At 45.8% G+C, this 18553-nt stretch carries 11 protein-coding genes; 10 read left to right on the forward strand and 1 reads right to left on the reverse strand.

Going from position 1 to position 18553, the window contains the following annotated elements; all coding sequences use genetic code 11:
* Window positions 1-209 precede the first annotated feature (209 nt).
* The 6 genes from LZG73_RS09380 to nadB all read left to right on the forward strand — a co-directional run bounded on the left by LZG73_RS09380 (window position 210) and on the right by nadB (window position 6844).
* Window positions 210-659: a GatB/YqeY domain-containing protein gene (locus tag LZG73_RS09380; protein ID WP_233848013.1), complete on the forward strand. Its 450-nt coding sequence runs from the start codon at window positions 210-212 to the stop codon at window positions 657-659.
* Window positions 656-1210 carry a CvpA family protein gene (locus LZG73_RS09385; protein WP_233848015.1) on the forward strand — a complete coding sequence of 185 codons (555 nt, stop codon included), beginning with the start codon at window positions 656-658 and terminating at the stop codon, window positions 1208-1210. The genes LZG73_RS09380 and LZG73_RS09385 overlap by 4 nt, the downstream gene beginning before the upstream one ends.
* A 170-nt stretch (window positions 1211-1380) precedes the next feature.
* A complete protein-coding gene (gene rlmN / locus LZG73_RS09390; RefSeq protein WP_233848017.1) occupies window positions 1381-2433 on the forward strand; it encodes a 23S rRNA (adenine(2503)-C(2))-methyltransferase RlmN in 1053 nt (350 codons plus the stop codon).
* A 104-nt stretch (window positions 2434-2537) separates the two neighbouring features.
* Window positions 2538-3959: an inorganic phosphate transporter gene (locus LZG73_RS09395; RefSeq protein WP_233848023.1), complete on the forward strand. Its 1422-nt coding sequence runs from the start codon at window positions 2538-2540 to the stop codon at window positions 3957-3959.
* Between the two features lie 183 nt (window positions 3960-4142).
* Window positions 4143-5138: a quinolinate synthase NadA gene (nadA, locus tag LZG73_RS09400; protein WP_233848024.1), complete on the forward strand. Its 996-nt coding sequence runs from the start codon at window positions 4143-4145 to the stop codon at window positions 5136-5138.
* Between the two features lie 80 nt (window positions 5139-5218).
* Window positions 5219-6844, forward strand: a complete 1626-nt coding sequence (gene nadB / locus LZG73_RS09405; RefSeq protein WP_233848025.1) for an L-aspartate oxidase — start codon at window positions 5219-5221, stop codon at window positions 6842-6844.
* On the opposite strand, the gene LZG73_RS09410 is transcribed toward nadB, so the two are convergent.
* Window positions 6834-8183 (reverse strand): vanadium-dependent haloperoxidase, encoded by a 1350-nt coding sequence (locus LZG73_RS09410; protein WP_233848026.1) that lies wholly within the window; start codon window positions 8181-8183, stop codon window positions 6834-6836. The genes nadB and LZG73_RS09410 overlap by 11 nt on opposite strands.
* Before the next feature lie 560 nt (window positions 8184-8743).
* Here LZG73_RS09410 and LZG73_RS09415 point away from each other — a divergent pair.
* The 4 genes from LZG73_RS09415 to LZG73_RS09430 all read left to right on the forward strand — a co-directional run bounded on the left by LZG73_RS09415 (window position 8744) and on the right by LZG73_RS09430 (window position 18534).
* Window positions 8744-11881 (forward strand): TonB-dependent receptor, encoded by a 3138-nt coding sequence (locus tag LZG73_RS09415; protein ID WP_233848636.1) that lies wholly within the window; start codon window positions 8744-8746, stop codon window positions 11879-11881.
* Between the two features lie 11 nt (window positions 11882-11892).
* Complete coding sequence (locus LZG73_RS09420; protein WP_233848028.1) at window positions 11893-13773, forward strand: RagB/SusD family nutrient uptake outer membrane protein; 1881 nt, start codon at window positions 11893-11895, stop codon at window positions 13771-13773.
* 95 nt (window positions 13774-13868) lie between these two features.
* Entirely contained in the window at window positions 13869-17252 is a 3384-nt protein-coding gene (locus LZG73_RS09425) for a VCBS repeat-containing protein (protein ID WP_233848029.1), read from the forward strand.
* Window positions 17230-18534: a vanadium-dependent haloperoxidase gene (locus LZG73_RS09430; RefSeq protein WP_409014327.1), complete on the forward strand. Its 1305-nt coding sequence runs from the start codon at window positions 17230-17232 to the stop codon at window positions 18532-18534. The genes LZG73_RS09425 and LZG73_RS09430 overlap by 23 nt, the downstream gene beginning before the upstream one ends.
* Window positions 18535-18553 lie beyond the last annotated feature (19 nt).

The raw sequence follows: 18553 nt of genomic DNA on the forward strand, positions 1-18553 counted from the left end.
TCTGTTTAGGCACAATTTATAATGATTCGCTTAACTTTGCAGCCCGATTGGCAAATTTATGATTCCAGTTTGAATTTTAACATTCAGTCATTCAATCATTCACTGATTCAAAATTGATTCAGTCATTCAGTCATTCACTCATTCAAAATTGATTCAGTCATTCAATCATTCACTCATCGCACCGGCGACCCGGTCAAAATTAAAAAAACATGTCACTAAAAACCCAAGTTGAATCAGGCATTAAGGATGCTATGCGGGCGAAAGATCAGGATACATTGCGGGCTTTGCGTGCGATCAAGTCGCTTATTCTTTTGGAAGAAACCAAGGGCGGCGCAAGCGGCGAACTCACTGCGGATGACGAACTTAAACTGCTTACCAAAGCAGCCAAGCAACGCAGAGAATCAGCCGACATTTACAAAACACAGAACCGTCCTGATCTGCTTGAGAAAGAACAAGCCGAACTTGCGATTATCGAGCAATTCTTGCCGAAACAGCTTACAGAAGACGAGGTTAAGGCCAAATTGCAGGAAATAATCACCCGCGTAGGCGCATCTTCACCTGCGGATATGGGCAAAGTAATGGGCGTGGCGACCAAAGAATTGGCAGGACAGGCAGACGGACGTGTGGTTTCTACTTTGGTAAAGAGCTTATTAGCATGAAGTTATTGGATGTTCTCATCCTTATTCCCCTACTTTGGGGAGCATTGCATGGTTATCGCAAAGGGCTTTTGATTGAAATTATTGGAATTGCCGGACTTGTGATAGCCATGATTTTGGGATTCAAATTTTTGGGGTTGGGAATGGAAATTCTGACGCCCTATTTCAGTGACAGTGTGGCCAAGCGAATCCTTCCTTATGTGGGTTTCTCGGCCATTTTCTTTCCTACCATTTTTTTATTGAATCAATTCGGCTACTCGATCCGAAGGTCGCTGCGCTATTCAATTTTAGGAACATTTGATAGTGTCGCCGGCGGAATGGTTGGTGTGCTCACCTGGGTTTTCGGGATCAGCGTTTTCTTTTGGCTCGTTAATGCGATCGGTGTAAAAATCCCTGCACACAGAACGGACGACACTTATTTGTATCCCATTGTTGTCCCTGTCGCACCCAACCTGATCACAAAAGCGCTCACATGGATGCCCTCAGGAACCGAGCTGATCAAAGAATGGAAGCACGAATATCTGGATGATGAAGAACAAGCCTCTGAAAATTGACCGTTGATGCGTTTAAAATGATTTGAACTTTCAAAATCCCGCGAAGGTTATCTTCGCAGCCGAGCAAATGATATCTAACATTCAGTCATTCAGTCATTCGCTCATTCAAAATTAAACGTTGCAGACAACTCGTCCATCAGCTCTGCGCATTGGACCCATAGAAAGACACAATGATCGAATTAAATAAAAGGCAGGATATCCGGAAAATGGACGTGGAACAGATTAAAAGCTGGCTGGCCACGCATGGTGAAAAGGGTTTTCGTGCCAAACAAATATTCGAATGGATCTGGAAAAAATCAGCCCATTCTTTTGATGAAATGACCAACTTATCGCTCGCGACGCGCCATTTGCTGAACGAGCACTTTCTCATACATTCGCTGGACATTGCCAAACAGCAGCAAAGTAATGATGGAACGATCAAATCTGCATTCAAACTTTTTGACGGAAATCTGGTCGAAGGCGTGTTAATTCCCGCCGCCGACCGCATGACGGCTTGCGTAAGCAGCCAGGTGGGCTGTTCGCTAACCTGTAAATTTTGCGCAACCGGTTATATGGACCGCAAACGCAATCTGGAAGCAGGAGAAATTTATGATCAGGTCGTGGCTATTGCGCGCCAGGCCGAGGGAAGTTTCAAAGCGCCATTGACCAACATTGTTTACATGGGCATGGGCGAACCTTTGCTGAATTATGCCAATGTGCTGCAATCCATCGAGCATATCACGTCGCCGGAAGGACTGAACATGTCACCAAGGCGCATCACGGTTTCCACAGCCGGCATTGCGAAAATGATCAAAAAGCTTGGAGATGATGAAGTTAAGTTTAGACTTGCGCTCTCATTGCACGCGGCCAATGATGAGAAGCGAAATCAGATTATGCCTATTAATGAGTCAAATTCGCTGGATAACCTGGCCGAGGCATTGAATCATTTTTATAAAAAAACCGGCAACAGGATTACTTTTGAATATATCGTTTTCAATAATTTCAATGACACTTTACAAGATGCGAAGGAGTTGTGGGAATTTACCAAACGTGTTCCTGCACGGGTCAATATCATTGAATACAACCCCATTGCCGAGGCGGATTTCAAGAACACCGAAGCCGACAGGTTAGACAAATTTGCTGCTTATCTGGAAGACAGGGGCGTTTCCGTGCACGTGCGCCGGAGCCGCGGGAAAGATATTGACGCTGCTTGCGGGCAATTGGCCAACAAAGAAGCAGCTTAATCTCGGCTACTTATTGCTGACCCGGAATTAACAATTTGGTAATATTGCAACGGTAAGTAATAAGTAGTTTTGTCTCCTAATTAAAAAACCTATCTTCTTCCTTTATGTTTGGTCTTGAAACCGACATTTTTATCCTCCTCGCTCTTAGTATTTTAGCGGCTTGTGCTTTTGAGTTTGTAAATGGTTTTCACGATACAGCCAATGCAGTTGCCACTGTCATTTACACCAATTCTTTAAAACCTAATGTGGCCGTTATTTGGTCTGGTTTTATGAATTTTTGCGGAGTTTTCCTGGGTGGGATTGCCGTTGCGATGGGGATTGTCAACCTGCTTCCCGTTGAATTATTGATTGATCAGAATGTCTACCATAGCGCCGCTATGGTTTTTTCATTGCTTTTCAGCGCCATTATCTGGAACCTTGGAACCTGGTATTTCGGGCTTCCCAGTTCCAGTTCACATACATTGATCGGTTCCATTTTGGGGGTTGGACTTGCCTTTACATTCATGCCTGAAAACACGCAGGGCGCGGGTGTCAACTGGTCAAAGGCGCAGGAATTGTTTACTTCACTGCTCACTTCCCCGATTTTTGGTTTCGCGTTGGCGATCATTATCATGTTCATTCTGCGCAGAATGCTTTCCAAGCCACTGCGCGAGGTTGTATTTAGTGAGCCAAAGAAAAATCAGCCGCCTCCCATGTGGATTAGGGCAACTTTGATCACCACTTGTACATTGGTAAGCTTCTTTCACGGATCAAATGATGGACAAAAGGGTGTTGGGTTGGTTATGCTGATCCTGATCGGGATTGTTCCTGCGCATTTTGCATTGGACAACAGCATTGATCCTGCGGGCATGAAAACGGATTTGGCTGGCATTGAACGTGCAGTCAGCACCATTGATTCTTCAAGATTGTCCGTTTCCGACCGCCAGCATCTTTACACGGTCAAGGCAGAAATAGACATGCTTGAGACGCAGATCGAGAAACCGCTTGTGGATCATAAGCTGCCTTTGGAAGACCGCATGAATGCGCGTCGCTCCTTGCTTTTGATCAGCCGTAATTTGAAAACAATTTTGGATAACGGTCACGCGAACCTGAATACGGACGACAAAGCATTCCTGAAAATGCAGTCGGGCAGCGAGCTGGGCATCAGGAGATACACGGATTATGCGCCGGATTGGGTGATTTTAATGATCTCGCTTTCACTTGGACTTGGCACAATGGTAGGCTGGAAACGAATTGTGGTCACGATTGGTGAGAAAATTGGGAAACAACATTTAACGTATGCGCAAGGTGCTTCTGCTGAACTTGTTGCGGCCAGCACAATTGGCGTCTCTTCATATTTAGGTCTTCCAGTGAGTACGACTCACGTGCTTTCATCCGGCATTGCGGGTTCAATGGTCGCAAGTAAAGGCGTCAAAAATTTGCAGGGCGGCACCATTCGGAACATTGTGATTGCGTGGGTGTTAACACTTCCTGTGACCATGGTTTTATCGGGAACGCTTTACGTTTTCTTCCGCTGGATACTTTAAGGATATATTCTGATAAAAGGTTATAAAGGGCCACCGGGAACATTTCCGGCGGCACTTCATTTTTATGGCGCTGCACTTTCTTTGCTTTTCATTGGTTTAATATTGTAAATTCGAGTCCACGCGGTGGCCGCCACGCGGTGGCCGGAATTTTTACGATCAACTAAAAGCCAATTATTCACCATAATGACGACTATTGAAGCGCAGGTCAACCGTTACGGATATGTTACCGAAGCAGTTGCTGATGATATTGATTTGATTGCAGAGATCAATCGGTTAAAAAAAGAAAAGAATGCAGTAATCCTCGCGCACTATTATGTGGATGCCGAAATTCAGGACCTTGCCGACTATATTGGTGATAGTCTGGGACTTTCGCAACAGGCTGCCGCCACGGAAGCGGATATGATCGTCTTTTGCGGCGTGCATTTCATGGGTGAAACGGCTAAGGTTTTAAGTCCAAATAAAAAGGTAGTTATTCCTGATTTGAATGCCGGCTGCTCACTGGCCGATTCAGCTCCCGCAGACAAGTTTGCCGCATTCAAAGCGCAATATCCGGATCACATTGTTATCAGCTACATCAACTGTTCGGCAGAAATAAAAGCATTGACGGACATTGTTTGCACATCATCCAATGCATTACAAATTGTAGAAAGCCTTCCAAAAGATCAGAAAATTATCTTCGCCCCGGATGCGAACTTGGGCAGATATGTGGCACATAAGACGGGCCGTGACATGGTTTTGTGGGATGGTGCCTGCATCGTTCACATCGATATTTCAAGAGAAAAACTGAAACAACTTCGGGAAGACAATCCGGATGCATTGCTCATCGCACATCCTGAATGCAAGGAAGATATTTTAATGCAATCGGATTATGTGAGCTCTACAACGGGTTTGCTGAAATTTGTGAAGGAATCTCCGCATCAAAAATTCATTGTTGCCACAGAAGCTGGCATTTTGCATAAAATGAAACAGTCGGTTCCGGACAAGAAACTGATCCCGGCTCCCGGCTCTGACAACAACACATGCGCTTGCTCCGAATGTCCTTATATGAAAATGAACACGCTTGAAAAGGTTTACAATGCGCTATTATACGAGCAGCCTGAGATCATTGTTCCGGAAGACATTCGTTTGAAAGCTTACAAATCAGTTGCCCGCATGCTTGAACTGAGCAAAGGGATTTAAATATTTGTCAAAAATCACCCCACGCTGCTAATGCTGACAGCCGAATGTGGACGTTGATGCACCAAAATTAACCTTAAAAAATGCCCCAATTCGATTTCCTGATTATCGGTTCCGGAATTGCCGGATTAAGTTATGCAGCCAAACTGGCGAGACATTTTGACGAATTGAAGCAGGAAATTTCCATTGCTGTCATCACCAAAGTGCAGGCGGATGAAACCAACACCAAGTACGCGCAGGGAGGAATCGCTGTCGTTTGGGCGGAGTCGGATTCGTTTGAAAAGCACATTCAGGACACAATGGATGCGGGGGATGAGGTGAATAAGCGCAATGTGGTTGAAATTGTTGTGCGGGAAGCACCGCAGCGTATCCAGGAATTGATCGATTATGGAACGCGTTTCGACAGGGAAAAGGGCGGAGAATATGATTTGGCCAAAGAAGGCGGGCATTCGGACAACCGAATTCTGCATTTCAAAGACATTACAGGCGCAGAGATCGAGCGCGCATTGCTCGAAGAGGTTAACAGCCATAAAAGCATTCAGGTTTTTACACATTATTATGCTGTTGAACTGATCACTCAGCATCATTTGGGTGAAACCGTTTATCGTTATCGCGAAGACATTCAATGCTATGGCGCTTATGTGTTAAACAGGCAGACCGGCAAAGTTGAGAAGTTCGTTGCCAGGACGACGCTGCTGGCAACAGGCGGGATCGGCAACATATATCAAAGCACAACAAATCCTACAATTGCAACTGGCGATGGCATTGCCATGGCTTACCGCGCAAAGGGAATTTGTGATAATATGGAGTTTATTCAATTCCATCCCACGAGTTTTTATCAGCCCGGACAGAAACCTTCATTCCTTATTTCGGAAGCGGTAAGGGGTTTCGGCGGCATTCTTAAACGTGCTGACGGAAGCACATTCATGGAGCTTTACGACGAGCGCCTTTCGCTCGCGCCGCGTGACATTGTTGCCCGCGCTATTGACTCCGAAATGAAAAAGAACGGGGTTGATCACGTTTATCTCGACGTGCGCCATCTTGATTATGACAAATTTCTGGAACACTTTCCGAACATCACAGAATACTGCATGAAATCGGGAGTCGATATTAGGACAGAAATGATCCCGGTTGTTCCGGCACAGCATTATTTGTGTGGCGGCATTAAGGTTAATGAGTGGGGAAAAACGAATATTAACTTTTTGTATGCCGTGGGAGAGTGCTCTTGCACAGGTTTGCACGGCTCTAACCGATTGGCTTCCAATTCATTATTAGAAGCTGTTGTGTTTGGACATCGTGCCTACGAAAGCACAGTTGCAGATTTTGCCAATGCAGTCACGCCTCAAAATATTCCGGAATGGGACGATTCGGGAACAACGCATCCCGAAGAGCAGGTTTTGGTAACCGAAATGACCCGGGAATTAAACAGCATTATGTCCAATTATGTCGGAATTGTCCGCACCGATCGCCGTATGAAGCGCGCTTATGATCGTCTGGAACTGCTTCATCAGGAGCACGAACAGCTTTATCGTGAATCCAAGGTTTCGGTTGCGATATGCGAGCTGCGTAACATGATCTCGGTTTCTTATCTGATCATCAAAATGGCAATGGCCCGACGCGAGAACATCGGGCTTCATTACAATTCTGATCGCGTCACTTCCGACCGCGCCATTTCCGACAGGGTTAACTCAGATCCGATTAGTTTTTAGCAATAACGTGCCGGTCTCTTTTTGTAACGGCACGTCTCCATACATTTTCTCCGATTTTTTCGCCCAGGTAAGTGCCTTGCTCAACGCCGTCGCGATAATGTATGCCACCATATACGCGGCTGATGGAAGCGTCCAGATAAGCGTCTTTGAACGATTTAAAGGATTTAATTCCATGCCCGTATTTCTTTTCCGTGGTGTCCGTAAAGGCAATGTTATCACCTATCAAATGCGTCAGGATTGTTCCGCAAGCCGCTGAAATAGAGCTGTGTCCACTCACATATTCCGGAAATGCCGGCGTTTCCAGGAATGGTCGCCAGTTGGGGTCCCAATTGTTGTTGATCACCGTCTCAGGCCTGATGCGGACAAACTTGTATTTCTCCTGCCAGCATGCAGAGAATGCATCAAATATGGACAAAGCGCCCAATGTATAGGCCTCAGTCGACTGCATTAAATTGAGTTTTTTATCCGTCGCAACCGTTTTAATGATCGCCAGCCAATGTCCTGCCGGAGTCATTTTTTTATTTGCAAACATGGCATGTCCCACAACATTGGTCACAAATGCATTGTCATCCCAGAAGTATGCAGTCGCTTTCTGATCTTCGGTTAATGCATTGCCCATGTCATAAACTTCCATCGCCAGTTTCATGAACGGACTGGTCTTGTTCAGGGCATATTTGGCAGGCGGCGGGCAGCTGAATTGATTCACAGAATCGAGTGCAAAAGTCCGCACGGTGTTCCACATAGGTTCACAGGCATCGGCATAAGCAGGCGGCGTAGGCACCCAGGTTCCCGGTGCATTTGTCACCGTATAGCGATAACCGCGTATCTCTTTATAATGATCTTTTGCAGAATAAGCGAGCACGTGCTTTGCCACGGAGTCACCGTATGCAGTGGAACGTTCAAAAACATCCTCAGGGATGCCCATTTTCCTGTATTTTTCAAAAAGCTCCGTTTCATAATCATCCCACATATTTCCTGAAAACGTCAACGTCCTTCCGACAACCGTGAATGCTTTAATGCTGGCGAGCGGAAAGCAATATGCGAGAGAGGAGTCCGGTTTGGGCGGATTGGTGAATTTAACAAGCTGTCCACCAAGTGATTGATAGTCCGGATAGGCTGGTGTTAATGCTTCGTAAGCTGCCAGAAACGAATAGCTGTAAATGCGGCTTGCAACCGGCGGTTTAAAAATATCGTGGATAATAACGTCCGTCAAATGGGTTGTCGTTTCGTGAAACAGCTTTGGATCGGAGGCCTTGGCGTTGTATTCTTCTGGGGAAACGGTTTTGGAACAACCAGAAGTAAATGCAAGCAAAATCAGGGAGAGAAAACCAAATTTCATTCTTGATGCGGTAGGATATGTGATGGCAGATTTAGATCACGAAGTTAAGCAAATATCCAGCAGATTCAGCGCGTATTAATGTAACTTTTAGTAGACAAAGTTATAATTATCAAATTTTAAGCACAAAAAATTGTTATTTTCCTAGAATGCATTGGGGAAAACGCAGAATGTTTTCATTTGTGAAATATTTAATATCTTTTTGTACAATTGAACGAGTAAATCATCTAATTTGGTACTTATCCTGCAAGCTTATGAATTTTGCGCAGCTAATTGTGTACAAATAACACGCTTCTAATCCTAAATAAATCGGGCTTACCAAATCACTTAATAACCCTAATTCAACCTATGTAAACACTTTCCAATCCGAATCTTATTTATTCATCTTGATGGTCTCAGCAATGGAGATCAATGGCTGACTCTACGTTCCGTGCCTATGCGGTTATGCAACTTTTTTATCCTACTACTCAAATCAAATTTACTTTATGAGAAATTTTACTGGATGGACATTTCGTGCTACATCACGATGTGTTTTTTCTCTTTTACTGATCCTGGTCACGGTGATGGGAGCGTTTGCCCAAAATCCTGTGAAGGGAAAAGTAAGTGACGAACAAGGACTGCCTTTGCCAGGCGTAAGTGTTGTTGTGAAAGGAACCACTTCCGGTTCAGTCACCGACAACGAAGGTAATTACACGGTCAATGCGGACCGCAATTCAACTCTTGTGTATTCATTTATTGGTTATCTGACACAGGAAGTTGAAATCGGCACCAAAAATAGCGTTGATATCAGATTGGCTGCCGACACAAAAGCACTTGAAGAAGTGGTCGTGGTGGGTTATGGAACCGCCAAAAAAGCAACATTAACGGGCTCAGTAACAGCCGTTAAAGGAACAGAACTTCAAAAAGCGCCTGCTGCCAACCTTTCCAACACATTAGGTGGTCGTCTTCCTGGTATTTCAGCTGTGCAAGGCAGTGGCGAGCCTGGTTATGACGGCTCGGCGATCCGTATCCGGGGAACTAACTCACTGGGTAACAGCAATGCATTGATCGTTGTGGATGGTGTTCCCAACCGTAGTGGTGGTTTGGATCGTATCAATCCCGCTGATATTGAAAGCATTTCCGTTTTGAAAGATGCGGCCGCAGCCATTTACGGTTCACGCGCCGGAAACGGAGTTATTTTGATCACAACAAAACGCGGGAAAACGGGCAAGCCGCAATTGTCTTACGACATGAACTTTGGTGTGTCGCAGCCAACGCGTACGCCGGAAATGTCCAATGCATCTGAATATGCGACGATCCGGAACGAGTTGCAAATCTATGACAACCTTCCCGTTGGAGAATGGCAAGGCGCATTAACTGGCTTTAACACAACAGGTTCCTATAAAAGGGTCGATAACGGAAACGTCATCAATGCGGTTTTCAATCCGGACGACATGAAGAAATTTGCCGACGGCTCTGATCCGCTTTTGCATCCAAATACAGACTGGTATGGCTCTATTTTGAGAAAATGGGCACCGCAGCAACGTCACAATGTGCAGCTGACGGGCGGAAGCGAAAACATCAAATATCTCGCTTCATTAGGGCACATTAACCAGGACGGATATTATGTAAATTCTGCAACGGGTTACAAGCAGTATGACATGCGTATCAATTTGGATACCAAGATCAACAAATATGTAACTGCAAATCTTGGTTTGACGTTGCGCGAAGAATTCCGTCACTTCCCAAGCGGTGGGAACAGTGCAGGCGCAATTTTCCGGATGTTAATGCGCGGTAAGCCAACAGAAATGGCAATCTGGCCAGACGGACGTCCCGGACCGGACATTGAAAACGGACAAAACCCGGCGGTCATCACAACCAATACAACGGGTTACAACAATGACAAGCGCGATTACGTACAAACAAACGGCGGTTTGGAAATTCAGGTTCCGGGTGTTCCTGGCTTGAAAATCAACACCATGGCCGCTTTGGATAAGCAGCTACGTCGTCAGAAAAACTTCGAAACGCCTTGGACTTTATTTTTCTGGGATAAGAAGAGCTACGAAGCAGACGGGACAACGCCTGTTTTGACCGGAACTGTTCGCTCCACTTTCAAAGATCCGCGCGTGAGAGAAAGCGCTTCGCAGGAACTTTCCATTCAGCTTACGGGTCAGGTTTCCTATGAAAAATCGGTTGGAGGACACAATTTCAATGTCATGGCCGGTATTCAGCGTGAGAAAGTGGAAGCTGATGGATTCTTCGCTTTCCGCAGATATTTTATCTCGCCGGTGGTTGACCAATTGTTTGCGGGTGGAACTGCGGAGCAGGACATTAACAACTTTGATCTTTACAAAAGAGCGCGTTTGAGCTATTTTGGACGTGCGGGATACAACTTCAAAGAAAAATATCTGGCAGAATTTCTCTGGCGTGTTGACGGTTCTTATGTTTTCCCGAAAGATGGCCGATTCGGTTTCTTCCCGGGCGTTTCCGCAGGTTGGAGGGTTTCGGAAGAAGATTTCTGGAAAAACAACATTCGCTTCCTGAACAATGTAAAAGTGCGCGGATCGTGGGGCCAAATGGGCGCTGAACCTTATTTCCTTGGAACAGAAAACCTTGCTGAGTATCAATATTTGTCAACAATGGGCTTCGGCAGCTTCGTAATCAATGATCAGGTTGCTAAAACATTGCTTGAATCACGCGTTGCGAACAAAGACTTTACCTGGGAGGTTGCCAATAACAGCAACTTCGGGATCGAGGGAACATTGCTGAACGATAAACTGGCTTTTGAATTTGACTACTTTGTTAACAACCGTTCCAACATTCTGATCCCAAAAACAGGGACAACGCCTTCATCTGCTGGTATCGACGGAAAACTTCCTCCACAAAACTTAGGTAAACTGCAAAACAAAGGATGGGAATTTAAAGTAAGCTACGATGGCAATGCAGGTGACTTCCGTTATTCTGTCAGTGTGAATGGTGGTTATGCCAAAAACAAGATCAAATATTGGGATGAAGTGCCAGGTGCGCCAACTTATCAGCAATCCACCGGCATGCCTTACCAGTCTTTCCTTGTTTACACTTTCGACGGAGCATTCAAAGATCAGGGTGAGATTGATGCGAATAAAATTGACTACTCACCAATTACAGGTAACCTGAGACCTGGTGATATGAAGTTCAAGGATGTGAACGGCGATGGAAAAATCAGTGCGGATGACCGCATTCGTACAGAAAAAGTGCAGCGTCCATGGTTTACAGGCGGTGCTTCTGTGAATTTGGGTTACAAGGCATTTGACTTGTCATTGTTAATGCAGGGAACATTGGGCGGCTTGCAAATTGTAGGTTTGACAGAATCAGGTGACATTGGTAACTATCTGAAATATGACTACGATCACCGCTGGACAATTGACAATCCAACCGACAAATATCCACGTTTGACAAACCGTAACAACAGATATTACACCAACACAGGTCAGGCTGGGATCAACGATTATTTCTTGAAAAGCAACAATTATCTGCGTGTTAAGAACATCGAATTGGGTTACAACCTGCCTACGGAAATCGGATCGAAAATCGGTTTAAGCAGCCTGCGTATTTACGTAAATGGATTGAACCTGTTCACCTTCGACAAAATCAAGGTCTGGGATCCGGAATCCACAAACCAGAGCGGACAGTATTATCCACAGGCAAGAGTTGTGAGCGCAGGTTTACGTTTGGCATTTTAATGAGATCTAACATGAAATTTAACTATAAAAGTATAATCGTAATTGCGTTGCTGTCCGCAGCCGGATTATCATCCTGTGATACGGAATTCCTCGACGTAACGCCGCCAACAGAAATCCCTAGTGAAGAAGTCTGGAAGGATGGTGCATTGGCAGAGGGCTTTGTAACAGGCATCTATTCAGGACTTCAACAAGGTGGTTTCAGCGAGCAAATGCTTGCTTCTCTGACGGATGAAGCCGTTTTTACCCATACCGGGCGTAACATTAACACGGTAAATGAGGGAAGTTTGAGTCCATCCAACCTCGGCTGGGTGGACGCCACTTACGGTTGGGGATCGATGTACACGTACATCAGGGCTTCCAATTTGGCGATCGCAAATTTGGCAACTGCAACATTCGCAGATGAGTCGCTTAAAGCGCGTCTGAAAGGTGAGGCCTATTTCATGCGGGCATATTACTATCAGCAGCTGGTTCGCTATTACGGCGCAGTGCCGATCATTAAAAAAGTGTATGCATTGAACGAAGATTATAGTGTTCCGCGCAATAATTTCGATGAATGTGTGCAGTTCATTGTAAGTGATTGCGACAGCGCAGCATTGCTTCTTGAGGGCAAAACACTTGTAAAAGGCCGTGCGACAAAACTCGCAGCATTGTCTTTGAAAGCGCGTGTATTGCTTTATGCGGCAAGCGACCTGCATGATATCCCGACAGCAAAAGCCAAATCAACGGTGCTTGCGGCATATCCGAATCCGGAGTTTCTGGGTTACGTTTCGGGCGACCGCAAAGCGCGCTGGACTGCCGCACAAGCTGCCGCAAAAGCAGTGCTTGACGGTGGAAACGGGGGTTACAAGTTAAATCTCACAGCGCCCGTGACGCCTGCGGAAGGCAGAACAAATTACATTTCCATCGCCATGGCAGGTGCCAGTGCTGATAAGACTTTGGATCCTTCTGCTGCTTCGGAAATCATTTTCGGGCGTTATTTTACGGCTAGCTTGGGTGAAGGCGCACGTCAGACCGGGTTGAACAACGGTCCGAATGGTTATCACAACTGGGCCGGAAATACGCCAATCGGAACGCTTGTTGATGATTACGAATTGATGGATGGAACCTCGTTCAGCTGGACGAATCCCGCGCATAAAGCCGCTCCATACAAAAACCGCGATCCACGTTTTTATGCAACTGTAATGTTTGATGGTGCAGATTGGAAACCACGTCCTTCCGATGCAAAAGATCCTGCAAACCAAATCCAGACTGGCGCTTATGACTTACTGGACGATAAGGGCGCATTGATCAACCGCAAAGGATTGGATACACGCAGCAGCTCAATTGAAGACTGGAATGGCAGCCGAACAGGTTACTATATGCGTAAATTCATCGATCCGAACCCAGCTTTGTACGACAACACCGACCGTCAGAACATTCCGTGGCCATTCATTCGCGTAACGGAAAATGTGTTCAACTACATTGAAGCGAGCATTGAACTGGGTCAGGATGCAGAAGCGCTGGCGTGGCTCAACAAAATCCGTTTCCGCGCGGGTATGCCGGCTTTGAAGGTTTCGGGCGCTGCGCTTAAAGAGGCATATCGCCACGAAAGGAGAATTGAAATGGCGTACGAAGAGCAGCGTTACCACGATGCACGCCGATGGATGATCGCAAAGGAAACATTGGGTCGTCCATTGCAATACATTAACGTGCTTGGGAAATTCAAGGCAGGGAAGTCTATGAAGGAGCCATATCATTACGATACGACCGTTTATGACTACACCTACACGCCGGTTGAAGAAAAATCTCACGAAAACCGCACCTGGGTTGACAAAATGTACTTCCGTCCGTTCAGCCGCGACGAGATCAACAGAAATTCAAAATTGGTGCAGAATCCAGGTTATGATAAATAATTAGTCCTCGCTTTATTAGTAAATTTGTGAAACTATGTCTTCGTTATGAAGGCATAGTTTCTTTTTTCTATCAGTTCAACCTTCGTGGTCTATTTATGAAGCGAATAAAATCCTGGTATCCAGGTGTTATTGTGCTGGCTATCAGTTTGTTTTTTGTAGGATGTAACAAATCTGGTGATGCAGGGCAAGCCAAAGAGGGCAACAATGAGCCGCCCTTGTTTACATTGTTATCAGCCGAAAAAACCAAAATCGACTTTGCCAATACATTAACAGAAGGCCTCAACACCAATGTGTTGATGTACGAATATTTTTACAATGGTGGAGGCGTTGCCGCAGGTGACCTCAATGGCGATGGACTCGACGATATTTATTTCACAGGCAACATGGTGCCGAATAAGCTTTATCTGAACAAAGGTCAGATGCGCTTTGAAGACATTACCACTGCTTCGGGCGTGACGGGCCGTGAAAGGCCGTGGAAAACAGGTGTGACCATGGCCGATGTGAACGGCGACGGGAAGCTGGATATTTACGTTTGTTACTCAGGGAATGTCTCGCCGGAAAGTCTGAAAGATCAGCTTTTTATTAACAAAGGCAATGACGCAAATGGCATTCCGCAATTTGAAGAATCCGCCGAAAAGTATGGATTAGGCGCACCGAGCAACAGCACGCAGGCAGCCTTTTTTGATTTTGACAAAGACGGTGATTTGGATATGTTTTTGCTCAATCACAATCCGAAATCGCTTCCGATACTCGACGAAGCAAGCACCGCCGATCTGCTCCGGAAAGATGATCCGGTTACTGGGTTAAGGTTTTTTAAAAATGACCCGAAAGCAGACGGGACCCCGTTTTTTACAGACATTACCAAAAAAGCAGGCATTCACAGCTCGCCGCTGACATATGGCTTAGGCATTGGCATTGCAGATGTAAATCAGGACGGTTGGCAGGATATGTATGTTTCCAATGATTATTCCGTTCCCGATTTTTTATATATCAATAATAAAAACGGCACATTCACAGACGCACTCGATGCGGCGATCGGGCACACTTCTCATTCCTCAATGGGGAACGACATTGCGGACTTCAATAACGACGCACTTCCCGACATTTTCACATTGGACATGCTTCCCGAAGACAACCGTCGGCAAAAATTACTGCACGGACTGGATAACTACGAGCTCTTTGATTTCAATGTTAAAGTGGGTTTTCACCACCAGTATATGCGCAATATGCTGCAACTCAATCAGGGATTTGGCGGCAAGGGCAAAACGCCCGTTTTTTCGGAAGTAGGGCAGTTATCAGGCGTTTCCAACACAGATTGGAGTTGGGCATCCCTGTTTGCGGATTATGATAATGATGGCTGGAAGGACTTATTTATCACGAATGGCAACCTGCGTGATTTCACCAATATGGACTTTGTGAAGTTCATGGGCGATCATTTGAAACGCATTGAAGGGCAGGTGAAGCGGGAAGATGTGCTCGAAATGGTGTATCAAATGCCGTCGTCCAACATGAAAAATTATCTTTTCCAAAACAAAAAGGACTTGACATTCACCAATGTTGCCGACAGCTGGGGCCTTGGGGAAATATCAAACAGCGGCGGCGCTGCCTATTCCGACCTTGACAATGACGGTGATTTGGATTTGATCGTCAACAACATTAACAAGCCTGCATTTATTTATCAGAATGAAGGTGATAAGCTGCTGAAAAACAATTATTTAAAAGTCAAATTAGAGGGCGAAGGGCAGAATAGGTTCGGCATAGGCGCCAAGGTTATCATTTACAACAAAGGCCAGAAGCAATATCTCGAACAAATGCCGACCCGCGGTTACCAATCGAGTGTGTCGCCGGTTTTGCATTTCGGGTTAGGGAAAGAAAATGTGGATTCGTTGCTGGTTGTCTGGCTAAACGGAAAGCAGGAAAAAGTTATTTCTCCCAAAATCAATGCATTGCTGACATTGTCTGAGAAAAACGCCAAAACTGGCAAATCTTCCAGCAGCGCAGTGAAGCCAATTTACACCAATGTTCAATCGCCCATCGCTTACAAAAGTGCAGCGAATAACACAAATGATTTCAAGCGCCAGCCATTGCTGATCAACCCGATCTCATTCTCAGGTCCATGCCTGGTGAAAGGGGATGTCAATGGGGATGGTTTGGAGGATGTTTTCGCTGGCGGAGGCTCGGGCGAGGCGGGTAAGCTTTATTTGCAGCAAAAAAATGGCTCTTTTTCCAGTAAATCAATTGCGGCTTTTGAGGCAGATAAGCAGAGTGACGACACGGATGCTGCCTTTTTCGATGCCAATGGTGATGGATTTCAGGATCTCTTCGTTTGCAGCGGCGGTTATGCCGCATTCATGCCCGATGATCCGCTTTTGCAAAGCCGTCTATATTTGAATGATGGCAAAGGCAATTTTTCCAAAAGCGCGGGTTTACCCAAAATGATCACCAGCACAAGCTGCGTGCGCGTTGCAGACATTAACGGCGATGGTAAATCGGATCTTTTTGTAGGCGGCCGCGTCATTCCGGGTCGATATCCTGAGACACCGAGAAGTTACATTCTGATTAATGACGGCACGGGAAAATTCTCAGATCAGACCGCGAAATTTTCGCCCGAGCTGGCAACAATCGGACTTGTTACCGACGCTGCCTGGACGGATTTGAACGGAGACAAAAAGCCTGACCTTATTGTTGTCGGCGAGTGGATGCCGGTCACGGCTTTCATTAATTCAAATGGCAAACTCGAAAATAAAACGACCACTTATTTTGCCAAAGCATTCACGGGCTGGTGGAATAAAATTCTGCTAAGCGACATGAATGGTGATGGCAGGGAAGATCTCATCATTGGAAATCTTGGGTTGAATAGCCAGTGTAAAGCCTCTGATGCGGAGCCTGTTGAAATGATTTACAAAGATTTCGACGATAATGGGTCCATTGATCCGATCATGAGTTTTTACATTCAAGGCAAAAGCTATCCCTATGTTACCCGTGACGAAATGCTGGATCAAATGAGCAGTATGCGGACGCGTTTCCAGGATTACAAGAGTTACGCAGATGCAAGCGTGAAAGAGATTTTCACCGCCGACGAGCTGAATGGAGTCAAAGAATTGAAAGCAAATTATCTCAAAACCACTTACTTCGAAAAAGCTGCGGATGGGAAGTTCGTAGAAAAAAGCCTGCCGTTCCAGGCGCAGGTTTCGCCCGTTTACACCATTGCTGCCGTAGATTATGATCAGGATGGCAAAAAAGACTTGCTGCTTTGCGGTAATGTAAGCCGCGCACGACTGCGATTTGGGAAGTATGATGCCAATTATGGCGTTTTATTGAAGGGAAATGGCAAAGGGCAGTTTGCCTACATCAGCCAGGACAAGTCTGGTTTTGACATGAAAGGCGATGTAAGAAGTGTGCTTCCGATTGGGGAAAAGCTGCTATTTGGTATTAATCAACAGGAAATTAAAGCATATCAAATTGGTAAAGTTAAATAGCGTTTTATTGCTTTTCGTCTGCCTGCTTGCGGGCTGTAAAAAGGAAAAACCTGCGCAGATTAATCCCGATGCGGTCGGTCATGTGACCGCGAGTATGACGGACATTATGGTGCACGATGTGACCAATCCGCCATTGAGTGCGCGGTTTTTCGCTTATGCATGCCTCGCAGGATATGAAGTTGTTGCTCAAAACGATACGGCATATAAAAGCATGCACGGCGTTTTGAACGACTTTCCGAAAATTGAAAAGCCGGCTATTAAGGAGCATGCATATCAGCTCAGTGCGATATTGGCAATGCTGGAAACGGCCAAGAAAATGCAGCCATCCGGCGCATTGCTTGCGACTTATCAAAATAAATTACTGGATTCTTGCAGGAAGGAAGGCGTTAGCGACGCGATTATTGCTGGTTGTCAGGAATATGCATTGGCAATTAGCAAGCAGATTTTGAAATATGCCAAGGCAGATAAGTACAACCGGATCAGCAACTATCCAAGATACGAGCCAAAGCGCACCCTCGGAACCTGGTATCCGACGCCTCCGGGTTATTTTCCTCCCGTTGAGCCCTATTTCAAAACAATTCGCCCGTTCACGCTCGATTCGGTTTCGCAATTCCGTCCGCAGCCGCCAGTTCCATTTTCAGAGGACAAAAATTCGGCTTTTTTCAAACTCATGAAGTTGAATTATGACAATAAAAAGGAACCTGCGCATCGGGTGATTGCGGCGTTTTGGGATTGCAATCCGTTTGCATTGGAAAATAAAGGCCATTTGCTTGTCGGAATGAAAAAAATCTCCCCGGGGGCACATTGGATGGGGATTACGGCCATTGCATGCAAGCAAGGCAAAGCCGATTTTGGGAAAACATTGCTGGTTAACACGTCAGTCGCCATCGGGTTAATGGACGGTTTTATGACCTGCTGGGACGAAAAATACAGAAGCAACCGCATTCGCCCTGAAACCGCGATCCGCAAATACATTGATCCAACCTGGACGCCATTCCTGCAAACGCCGCCATTTCCCGAATATCTGAGCGGACATTCTGTAATTTCATCAGCTTCGGCCACTATTCTCACGCATTATTTTGGAGACAAATTTGCATACACAGACACAGTCGAAGAACGTTTCGGCCTGAAAGCACGTAAATTTTCATCCTTTATTGCCGCTGCTGAGGAATCAGGCATGTCCCGCTTCTACGGAGGAATCCACTTCATGGATGCCATCGAAAACGGACAAAAGCAAGGTTTCCAGGTAGGCGAGTGGGTCGTGAAGCGGCTTGGGAGATAAGTTTAGTTTGTGACTTTTG

The sequence above is a fragment of the Dyadobacter sp. CY326 genome, assembly GCF_021390515.1.
Lineage (GTDB): Bacteria > Bacteroidota > Bacteroidia > Cytophagales > Spirosomataceae > Dyadobacter.